Genomic DNA, 10175 nt, shown 5'->3' on the forward strand with positions numbered 1-10175 from the left:
TTCCCATCGGAAAACTGGAAAACACTACAAGGAGTGACAATGGCAAAGCCCATCATCAACAAGGACGTCGTCGTCGTCGGTCTCGGAGCCTTCGGTTCGGGTGCAGTCTGGCGCCTGGCGTCCCGTGGCGTCGATGTTGCCGGTATCGACCGCTTCTCGATCGGTCACAACCTCGGATCGTCCCATGGCATCACCCGACTGTTCCGAATCGTGTGCATGGAACACCCGGGGCTCTCTCCGATCGCGCGCAAGTCGCTGTCGTTGTGGCGTGAGCTCGGCGCGAAGTACGATCGCGAACTGGTGACGCAGACCGGCTGCCTGGCCACGGGCAAGCCGGATTCCGAGACCATCACCGGCTTTGAAGCAGCAGCTGAGGTCGCAGGAGTCGATGTGCAGCGGTTCACTGCTGAGGAGCTCAAAGAACGCTATCCCGGTTACGGGATCTTCGAAGACGATTATGTCGGTCTGCTCGATCCCGAGGCCGGTGTCTGCTACCCGGAACGAAACGTCACGACCCATCTGGAAGAGGCCGAGGCCCTGGGCGCAGACCTTTATATGGATACCCGCGTCCTCAGTGTGGAGTCGGGAGACGACGGAGTCACGGTGGAGACTTCGCTGGCCACGTTCAAGGCACGTAAGGCCATCGTCAGCACGGGCGCATGGGTTGGCAAGTTCTTCCCGGAGCTGCCACTATCGCCGCGACGTACGCCTCTGAACTGGTTCGTTGCCAAGCCCGGGCATGAAGAGGAATACGAAATCTCGAAGTTCCCCGCCTTCACCACGCGCCTGCCAGATGGAACGGCACTGTGGGGCCACGGTTCCAATGACGAATGGGACATCAAGATCGGCCTGCTCGATGATGCACCGAGCTACCTTGAGACCGATGCTGACAAGACGGACCGCTACATCCACCTCAAAGGACTCGATACGGAAGAGCTCAACGGATACGTCGGACAGGCATTCCCGGGGATTTCGCTGCCGCAGGACCGGTCGATCCCTTGTATGATCACGAACTCACCTGACCACCAGTTCCTCATCGGCGAGCTGGACGCCCACCCTGGCATCATCGTCGCAGGTGGAGACTCGGGCCACGGTTTCAAACATGCAGCAGGCGTGGGTGAACTATTGGCCCAGCTGGCAATCGATGAGGACGTCTACACGCCCATCGACTTCATGGACCCGAACCGCTACGCGGGCACGACGACGGTCGAGGACGGAGCCGAAGCATGAGCAAGACGGCTCTGGTGACGGGGGCCTCCCGTGGAATCGGTCAGGCGATTGCGGCAGACCTCGCGCGGGATCACCGTGTGTTCGGTGGCGCGTCGAAGCTGCCTGAGTCGTCGAGTGGCCCGGTCGAGTTCTTCGCAACGGATTTGGCGGCATCGCCGCTTGATCTGAGCGCACTGCCGGACATCGACAGCTTGGATGTCCTCGTGCACAACGCGGGGATTGGCATCGAGAAGCGGCTGGAGGAAAGCACGCGGGAGGACTGGGAACGATCGTTTGCGGTGAATGTCTTTGCCGTTGCCGACATCACCAGACACTATCTGCCGGCCCTCCGGGCTGCCAAGGGGACAATCGTCTTCATCAACTCGGGCTCGGGGATGATGTCCTATGCCAAGGGACTGCCGTACACGGGCACGAAGTTCGCCCTGCGGACTTTGGCCGACTGTCTCCGCGAAGAAGTGCGCGCCGACGGTATCCAGGTGGTATCGGTCCATCCTGGATTCGTCGATACCGATATGGGGCGTGGAATCCGGGCAGATCACGGGGTTCCGTATGATCCTGATACTTTCATCCGTCCGGAGACAATGGCCCAGGCGGTCAGAGTCGCAGTCGACTCGGAGCCTGCTGCCCAGTTCGAGTCGATCGTCGTCCGACCGATGAATAAAGGGCCCGAGCAGCTGACCTGAGGGGTCAGACGTTGCTACCGAGTGGCCACGATGCGCCGACATCCCGCTTCAGGGGCTCGGCGCATCGTGGCCATTCGGCGTTGTGCCCGGACTGCTCAGAAGTAGTCCGCACAGGCGCGCGCGACAGCCTCCACATCCGAATCGTCGACGTCCAGGTGGGTCACCCAGCGCAGCGTCCCGTAGCCGCCCACGCGGATTCCCCGTTCGGCCAGGAAACCGGTGAAGGCGGTGGCGTCGAACCCCGCTACCGGGGTCATGAAGACCATATTGGTCTGCGCTTCGCCCGCCCCGAGTTCCGGGTACTCGCGGAGCACCTGGGACAGGCGCTGCGCCCGGGCGTGGTCCTCGCGCAGCCGTTCGACATTGTGCTCCAGCGCGTAGATCCCGGCGGCCGCCAGATACCCTGTCTGGCGCATGCCCCCGCCCACCATCTTCCTGACCCGCCTGGCCCGCTCGATCAGGTCCCTGGGGCCGACCAGCAGCGAGCCGATCGGCGCGCCCAGTCCCTTGGACAGACACAGGGACACCGTGTCGAACCAGCCGGCGATCCACGCGGGGTCGCGCCCGGTGGCCACCGCAGCGTTCATCAGCCGAGCGCCGTCCAAATGGGTCGCCAGGCCGTGTGCGCGGGCCAGCTCGGTGGCCTGCTGCAGGTAGTCATCCGGCAGGGGGATGCCGTTGAAGGTGTCCTCCAGGGCCAACAGTCTGGTCATTGCATTGTGGAAGTCATCGGGCTTGATCGCAGCCGCGATGGCGTCGAGCGCGATGGTCCCGTCGGCCTCATTGGGCAGCGGTTGGGGCTGGATCGATCCGAGCACCGCACCGCCGCCGCCCTCGCTGCGGTAGACATGGGCCTGCTGGCCCGCGATGTACTCATCGCCTCGGCCGCAATGGGCCATCAACCCGGCCAGGTTCGACTGGGTCCCGCTGGGGAAGAACAGTGCCGCCTCCTTGCCCAGTCGCTCGGCTGCCAGCCGTTCGAGCGCCGAGGTGGTGGGGCAGTCGTCGTAGACCGCGTCGCCCGCCTCGGCCGCCGACATGGCGGCGAGCATCTCGGGTGATGGACGGGTGACGGTATCGGATCGGAAGTCGCTGCGCGTGTGCTGCTGGTGCACTGTCTGGTTTTCCCTTCTGGTGGGGTCGGGCCGGGTCACCGGCGCTGGATTCCGTCCTGGTAGACCGCCGCGACCCGTTGCCGGATATCGCCTACACCCACCTGGGCCAGGTCGCCGTCGAACAGTACGATGTCGGCGGCCAGCCCCGGTGCGATTCTGCCGACCCGGTCCTCGACGCGCAGGAGTGAAGCCGCGGTGGAAGTGGAGGCGGTCAGTGCGTCCTCGATGCTCATCCCGACGCCTGCCATAAGCTCGATCTCCTCGAGGTTCTGGCCGTGTGGGCCTACCCCGGCGTCGGTGCCCATCGCGATCTTGACGCCCGCCTCGTGCGCCCGCGCGACGGCCTCGGCGTGGATCTGGGCGACGGTGCGGGCCTTGGCCACGGCGACCGGGGAGATCGGCATGCCCGCGTCCGCATTCTTGATCACGGCCAGGGGCGCCTGCAGGGTGGGGACCAGGTAGGCGTCATTGGCAAGGAACAGTTCGATCGTGGATTCGTCCAGATAGATGCCGTGTTCGATCGACCGGACGCCTGCGCGCAGGGCGTTGTTGATCCCCTGCGTGCCCTGGGCATGGGCCATGACATAGGTGCCCTGCGCCTCGGCCTCCTCGACGATGGTGCGGATCTCGTCATAGGTGAACTGGCTGTGCCGAGGGTCGTCGGAGGGGCTCATAACGCCTCCGGTGGAGCAGATCTTGATCTGATCGGCGCCGGCGCGCAGGATCTCCCTGGCCTTTTTGCGCACCCCGTCGACCCCATCGGCCACGGAGGTGGGCATGCCCGGATAACCCAGGCTGTTGGGCCCGGGGACGCCGGAGGGCGTGAGGCTGTCGCCGTGTCCACCGGTCTGACTCATCACGGTGATCGCCAAGCGCAGTTTGGGGCCCTCGATGTCGCCGCGCTCGAGGGCCAGGGCAGGCCGGCATCCGCGTGCCCGGCGTCGCGGGCGAAAGTGACACCGCCGTGCAGTGTCGCCTTGAGGTTCACCACCGACTTGTAGAACGGGTAGGAGAAGTGCTCTGCGTACTTCATGAGGGAACCCGCGTCCCACATCTTCACGTGCACGTGGGAGTCGATGATGCCCGGTGTCAGGGTCTTGCCGGTGGCGTCGACGACGGTGGGTACGGGGGAGCTCTGTGCGGATTCCGCTGCCGCGGCGGTGCCGGCAGGGACAACCGAGGTGATGGTTCCGTCGGTGACGACGACGTCTTTGGCGCCGATGAAGGCCTGGCCATCGAAGACATGGGCTCCGGTGAAGATCTGGACGGTGTGGTCGGTGGTCATACGGGTCTCCTGAGCGCATTGCTTATGAGTGATGTGGCACACATAATGATACGTGTGCGGGATGGCGGTGGCGCGTGCGGTCCGGCCATCGCGATGCGAGGATGGAAGGGCAGGGCGGACCAGCCGGCCTCGGCGCGACAGGGAGTACTCCAACCGTGAATTCCAGGAAATCCATGAAAACAGCACTCGTTACAGGGGCCTCGCGGGGGATCGGGCGGGCCATCGTCGAAGACCTGGTGAGTGATCACGCGGTCTTCGGCGGGGCCTCGCGCCCGGTGGCGGAATCCGACCGGATCACCGGGGTGGACTACTTCGCCTCCGATCTGGCCGCGCCCGCGGTCGACTTCTCCACCTTCCCGGACCCGGCGGACATGCCCGATGGGCTCGACGTACTCGTCCAGTCCGCGGGAATTGCGATCCAGGATCGGCTGGAGAACCTCGACCGCGCGGCCTGGGAGAAATCCTTCGCCGTGAACGTGTTCGCCGTCGCCGAGATCACCCAGCGCTACCTCCCGGCATTGCGCAAAGCCCGCGGCACGATCGTGTTCATCAACTCCGGCTCCGGCCTCATGTCCTATGCGCGCGGCCTGCCCTACACCGCAACGAAGTTCGCCCTGCACACCCTGGCCGACTGCCTGCGCGAGGAACTGCGCGACGACGGCGTGCGCGTGGTCTCGGTGCACCCGGGCTTCGTTGACACGGACATGGGCAAGGCGGTGCGCGGTGGCGGCGGCCTGGACTACGATCCCGACTACTTCGTCAAGGCCGTCACCGTGGCCGAGGCGGTACGCGTGGCGGTCGACGCCGACCGTTCCGCGCAGTTCGAGACCATCACGGTACGTCCGGCCAAGAAATGAGGTCACACTCGATTGCACCCCGGGGCATCGAGAGTCCGGTTCATGTCGTCTGCTGGGCGGTGCGGGTGACATGAAGCGGACACTCGATGCAGGGGTCGTTCATCGAGTGTGAACGTTGACGCAGGTCACAGCGACCGCATAGCGTTAGGAGTGTTTGGGAACGCTCCCATGCCTTCCGCGCCCCCTATACCTCCCGCGACTCCAGTTTGAAAGGTGTTCCAACCATGCAGGCCAACTCCACCCACCCCTATCGTGTGGGCATTGTCGGGTTCGGGACCTCGGGCCGGGTGTTCCACGCCCCTTTCGTCCTGGAGCACCCGGCCTTCGAACTGGCGGGTGTAGTCACCCGTGATCCGGCTAAGCGCGCTGACCTGGCGGAACTGGCCCCGCGGGCCGAGGCCTTCGATACGATCGAGGACCTGCTGGCGGCCCACGCTGCCTCCGACCTCGTCTCCTCCAGCACAGCCCCTGCCGCCACCGGCCGGCGTTCTGGTCTGGACCTGCTGATCGTCGGCTCGCCCACGGGTCTGCACGCCGAACACGTGCGCCAGGCGATCGAGGCCGGCGTAACGACTCTGGTCGACAAGCCGATTGCGCCCACGGCGGCCGCCGCCCGGGAACTGTTCGACCTGGCCGATGCTCGCGGAGTCGGCCTGAGCGTCTACCAGAACCGCCGCTGCGACGACGACTTCCGTGCGATCAAGGCACTGGTGGACCACGCGGCCTTCGGGCGGGTCTACCGCTTCGAATCGCGTTTCGAATGGTTCAAACCCGCTCCCGGCAAGGGCTGGAAGGCCCGCACCACGGCGGCCGAGGGCGGTGGTCTGCTGCTGGACCTGGGCCCGCACTTGATCGACCAGGCCATTGAACTCTTCGGCTCGGTCGAACGCGTTGAATCGGTGCATCTGGACCGTCGTGCAGAAGGAGCCGTCGCAGAAGACGACGTTCGGCTGGATCTGGTCCACACCTCGGGCGTGGTCAGCGAACTGCGGATGAACGGGCTGGCGGCCGTCCCCGGCCAGCGCTTCCGGGTGCTGGGCACCACGGGCGGCCTGGCCTCGGCCGGCCTGGACCCGCAGGAGCCCCTGCTCAAGTCCGGTATGCTGCCCGGCGACGCGCAGTACACCGACCCGGCCGCGCCGGCCAGGGCCCAGCGCACCGCCACGGTCTCCGGCACCGCCGTGGCCGAGGCTGCGCGGCTTGCCACCGGCACCGCCGGTCCTGACTCCACCGACCCTGCCGGCAGCACAGTCGCCGGAATCGACGCCGCGCCGGTGGAGATCGCTCTGCCGGTGAGCACCTACCTGGACTTCTACGACCGGCTGGCCGCCTGGCTGGGCGGCACGGCGCCGGCGCCCGTGACCCGGGAGCAGGCCCTGGCGGTCATGGACGTCATCGAAGCGGCCCGCGCCGCAGCCAACTAAATAGCAGCAGCCAACCGAACAACGGCCCAGTGAAGAACAAGGAGCACCCCATGTCCGAACCCACCGCAGAACAGCCAGCCGTCGTCGTGATCGGCGCCGGCATCATCGGCGTCTCCACCGCCTACCACCTGGCCACCCGCCACCACCTGCAGGTCACCCTGGTGACCGACGGCAACCCGGTTTCGGGCGCCTCGGGCAGGTCGCTGTCCTGGCTGAACACGGCGGGCGCCACGAGCATCCGCACCCCCGAATACCACGGCCTGCGCCTGGCCGGGATGGAACGCTACCGGGCCCTGTCCGGCGACCCCGCCTCCGCCCGCTTCCTGCGCTTCGACGGCGGCTTCACCTGGGCCGACCCGGGCGAGTCCTTCAAGGCCCGGCACACCGCCGAGGTCGACGTCGACTACCCCTCGGAGTGGATCTACCAGGACCAGGTGGCCGAGCGCGTGCCTGGCGTCGCAGCCGACGTCGTCGCCCCCGAAGGCGGCATCCTCAATCCGAACGAGGGCTGGGTCGACCTGCCCGGCCTGGCCGCCTACCTGCTTCCGCGGTTCGTGGCCGCCGGCGGGCGGATCGTGGCCAATGCGGGCACCTGGAACGCCGAGGTCGCCAGCGGTCGCGTGACCGGCGCTCGCTCCTCGCAGGGCCAGTTCATCCCGGCCGACCGGGTGCTCATCGCCACGGGTCCGTGGACCCCGGCACTGCTGGGCGAGCTGGGTGTGAACGTCCCGGACTCCACGCCCATGTCCCTGCTCATCCAGGCCGCCCCCGCCGCTGCGCCGCACCCACTGCGCGCTGTGCTCAACACCCCGCGGGTGGCCTTGCGCCCAGCACCGGGCGGGCTGTTCGCGCTGGACTCGGACTGGGCGACGGCCGGGGTCGAGGTCGACGAGGCCGGCCGCTTCCACGTGGACCGGGCGGTGGCGCTCGAACAGCTCGACGAGGCCAGGGCCGTGCTGGCGGGCAATCCGCGCCTGGAGATCGTGAACATCTGGGCGGGCATGAAGCCGGTGCCCGGCGACGGCGATCCGGTGCTGGGTCCGGTGCCAGGCATCGAAGGTCTGTCGGTCGCATTCACCCATTCGGGGGCGACCCTGGCGTTGCTCGCCGGGGAACTGCTGGCCGGGGAACTGGCCACGGGCGTACCCGCGCAGCAGCTGGAGACGTTCCGGCTGTCGCGTTTCGCGCAGGGGCCGCAGGCCTCGGTGGCGTTCACCGGGCGCTCCGATGGGATCCGCAAGGTCAAGGGCTGAGCCGAACGCCGCCGGTAGAGGCGCACGCCTCCGGCTGAGCTGAGCTCCAAAGCGATCTGAGCTCTGCGGCCCGGTCAGCGCAGGGCGTTGTGCCGGGCCCGCATAATCGCCCCGCACGACAACCACGACATGATGGTGACCGCAGAGACCGCCGATCCGATCGACAGCACAGATGCGAATGACCCGATGGAACCGATCGACAGGGCCGAACCGACGCTGCCGATGGACAGCACGGAGTTCTTCGACCCGATCGACAGAATCGATCCGGAGGACCGGAAGGACAGGATCGACGGGGTGGTGCCCTGGCATTTCTGCGTGTGCTGCGCTGCGTGGCTCATGAGGAGATGGTCCCATACGGAGGCTCGCCCGACCACCCCTGCGGGAACTCAGCCGGCTGCGCGGCGGTCCGCGCGGCATCCCCCGCCGCCCTTGGCCACCTCCGCCCCGCCGCCCAGCGCACACATTTATCCGCTGTTCAGGCCGTGGTCAGGCTCCGGGAGGAGACTGGCGGTGTCCGACGGAAGATCCGACTCAGTAGAGGAGATACCCATGGAAGCCGCATACACAGTCGAGGCCCTGTCCACCGGTAATGGCAGGGACGGTCACGTCACCGCGATGGACGGAGCGCTGGAATTCGAGATGCGCACGCCCAAGGAAATGGGCGGCGCCGGTGGCGGAGTCAATCCGGAGGCCCTGTTCGCCTCGGGCTACGCCGCCTGTTTCCACAGTGCCCTGCGCATGGTGGGCGGGCAGGAGAAGGCGGATCTGGGCGATTCCACCGTGGGTGCCCGTGTGAGCATCGGCGACAACGGCCAGGGCGGGTTCCAGCTGGCCGTAGCCCTGGAGGTCGTCATTCCGAATCTGCCGCACGATCAGGCCCAGCGCCTGGCCGATGCCGCCCACCGGGTCTGCCCCTACTCCAATGCCACACGTGGCAATATCGAGGTCACGGTCACCGTCACCGACGACTGAGCATTGTCCTTATCGCCACACGGACCTGGATGTGAGTTCACGTTTCGAACTCACATCCAGGTTTTCGTTTTGACGGGATAACGCCGCTGCCGTCACGGCCCGCCCGACAGTGTCCCGTCTCATTAGACTGAACCCATGACGGAAACCACTGCGAACTCCGGTTCGAACCCCAGCCTCGCACCCACTTCGAATCCGGGGTCCGCCCCGGCCACAAACGCGGCCACAAACGTGGATCCCACCAGCCAGTCGAGGGACTCGGCAGCCGCAGTGCACCCGGTGGAGACCGCCTCCTTCGGCGCGGATTCCGGCCCGCTGCTCATCATCCACGGTGGAGCCGGCGCCCGCCGGGCGCCCCTGTCCCCGGAAGACGCGGCAGCCGCCGAGGCCGGTCTGACCTCGGCCCTGGAAGCCGGGCAGGCCGTGTTGGCCGCAGGCGGTTCCGCACTCGACGCGGTACAGGCCGCGGTGATGGAACTGGAGAACGCCCCGCACTTCAACGCGGGTCGGGGTGCCGCGCTGACACTGGCCGGGCGGGCGGAGCTGGACTCGGCGATCATGGCCGGCGACGGTACGGCCGGCGCTGTGACCGCGGTGAAGAGCGCGAAGAACCCGGTGACGGCGGCGCGTGCGGTCAAGGAACGCACTCCGCACGTGCTCATCACGGCGCCCTCGGAGGAGCTGCTGGGCGAGTGGGGAGTGGAAACCGCGCCGGCGGAGTACTTCATCACCGAGAAGCGCCGGACCCAGCTGGCCGACTTCCTGGCCAAGCGCTCCGCCGGACAGACCCACGGCACGGTCGGAGCGGTGGCCCGCGATGCGGCCGGCCACGTGGCCGCGGCCACCAGCACCGGCGGGATCAGTGGGCAGATGGACGGGCGGATCGGCGACACCCCGATCCTGGGCGCGGGCACCTACGCCGACGACGCCTCGGTCGCGGTTTCGTGCACCGGCAAGGGCGAGTCGTTCATGCGCACGGTCGCCGCGCACTCGATCGCGACCCTGGTATCCCTGGCAGGCAGGCCCGTGGCCGAGGCCGCGGCCATCGCGTTGGACCGGGTCGCCGCGGCGGACGGTGACGGGGGCGTCATCGTGGTCCCTGCCACCGGTGCCGGGGTGATCGCCTACAATAGCGGCGATATGTACTACGGTGCGGCCACCGCCGGCGGCCTGACCGTCCACCTCTGAGCCGGCTGCTCGCACACGGGCCGCCAGCGCATAAACACCACTCTCCCTCTTTGTCAGACTGTTTGTGAGTCACTCAGCGTGAGTGAGGAAGTGAGCAGTGATGGCAGGGAGAGCGGGCTACACGGCCGAAGAGATCCGAGAGCTAGTCGCGCAGTATCAAGCTCAGCCGCA

The 10175-nt window shown here is 67.2% G+C and carries 11 protein-coding genes; 7 read left to right on the top strand and 4 right to left on the bottom strand.

The genetic code is table 11. From position 1 onward, the window contains the following. Window positions 1-39: 39 nt before the first annotated feature. Together solA and NQ038_RS14390 are read left to right on the top strand one after the other, a co-directional pair. Complete coding sequence (solA, locus tag NQ038_RS14385; RefSeq protein WP_257062896.1) at window positions 40-1230, top strand: N-methyl-L-tryptophan oxidase; 1191 nt, start codon at window positions 40-42, stop codon at window positions 1228-1230. Then, entirely contained in the window at window positions 1227-1913 is a 687-nt protein-coding gene (locus tag NQ038_RS14390) for an SDR family oxidoreductase (protein WP_257062897.1), read from the top strand. Before solA ends, NQ038_RS14390 begins: the two co-directional genes overlap by 4 nt. A gap of 95 nt (window positions 1914-2008) precedes the next feature. On the opposite strand, the gene ltaE is transcribed toward NQ038_RS14390, so the two are convergent. The 3 genes from ltaE to NQ038_RS14405 are packed head-to-tail and all read right to left on the bottom strand — an operon-like array spanning window position 2009 to window position 4313. Further along, entirely contained in the window at window positions 2009-3028 is a 1020-nt protein-coding gene (gene ltaE / locus NQ038_RS14395; RefSeq protein WP_257062898.1) for a low-specificity L-threonine aldolase, read from the bottom strand. 35 nt (window positions 3029-3063) lie between these two features. Then, window positions 3064-3885 carry an amidohydrolase family protein gene (locus NQ038_RS14400; RefSeq protein WP_257062899.1) on the bottom strand — a complete coding sequence of 274 codons (822 nt, stop codon included), beginning with the start codon at window positions 3883-3885 and terminating at the stop codon, window positions 3064-3066. Further along, a complete protein-coding gene (locus tag NQ038_RS14405; RefSeq protein ID WP_257062900.1) occupies window positions 3885-4313 on the bottom strand; it encodes a hypothetical protein in 429 nt (142 codons plus the stop codon). Before NQ038_RS14405 ends, NQ038_RS14400 begins: the two co-directional genes overlap by 1 nt. Window positions 4314-4486: 173 nt before the next feature. Between NQ038_RS14405 and NQ038_RS14410 the strand changes: the two genes are divergently transcribed. From NQ038_RS14410 to NQ038_RS14420, 3 genes are all read left to right on the top strand, one after another. Next, window positions 4487-5170 (top strand): SDR family oxidoreductase, encoded by a 684-nt coding sequence (locus tag NQ038_RS14410; protein ID WP_257062901.1) that lies wholly within the window; start codon window positions 4487-4489, stop codon window positions 5168-5170. A gap of 224 nt (window positions 5171-5394) precedes the next feature. Continuing rightward, window positions 5395-6594, top strand: coding sequence for a Gfo/Idh/MocA family oxidoreductase (locus NQ038_RS14415; protein ID WP_257062902.1), 1200 nt, complete (start codon window positions 5395-5397; stop codon window positions 6592-6594). 50 nt (window positions 6595-6644) lie between these two features. Beyond that, window positions 6645-7847 (top strand): FAD-binding oxidoreductase, encoded by a 1203-nt coding sequence (locus tag NQ038_RS14420; protein WP_257062903.1) that lies wholly within the window; start codon window positions 6645-6647, stop codon window positions 7845-7847. A gap of 74 nt (window positions 7848-7921) precedes the next feature. Here NQ038_RS14420 and NQ038_RS14425 read toward each other — a convergent pair whose 3' ends face one another. Then, entirely contained in the window at window positions 7922-8185 is a 264-nt protein-coding gene (locus tag NQ038_RS14425; protein ID WP_257062904.1) for a hypothetical protein, read from the bottom strand. Between the two features lie 211 nt (window positions 8186-8396). Between NQ038_RS14425 and NQ038_RS14430 the strand changes: the two genes are divergently transcribed. Beyond that, entirely contained in the window at window positions 8397-8819 is a 423-nt protein-coding gene (locus NQ038_RS14430) for an organic hydroperoxide resistance protein (protein WP_257049898.1), read from the top strand. Between the two features lie 135 nt (window positions 8820-8954). Beyond that, window positions 8955-10004 carry an isoaspartyl peptidase/L-asparaginase family protein gene (locus NQ038_RS14435; protein WP_257062905.1) on the top strand — a complete coding sequence of 350 codons (1050 nt, stop codon included), beginning with the start codon at window positions 8955-8957 and terminating at the stop codon, window positions 10002-10004. Window positions 10005-10175 lie beyond the last annotated feature (171 nt).

The organism is Brevibacterium sp. 50QC2O2 (assembly GCF_024580675.1).
Taxonomy (GTDB): Bacteria; Actinomycetota; Actinomycetes; order Actinomycetales; family Brevibacteriaceae; genus Brevibacterium; species Brevibacterium moorei.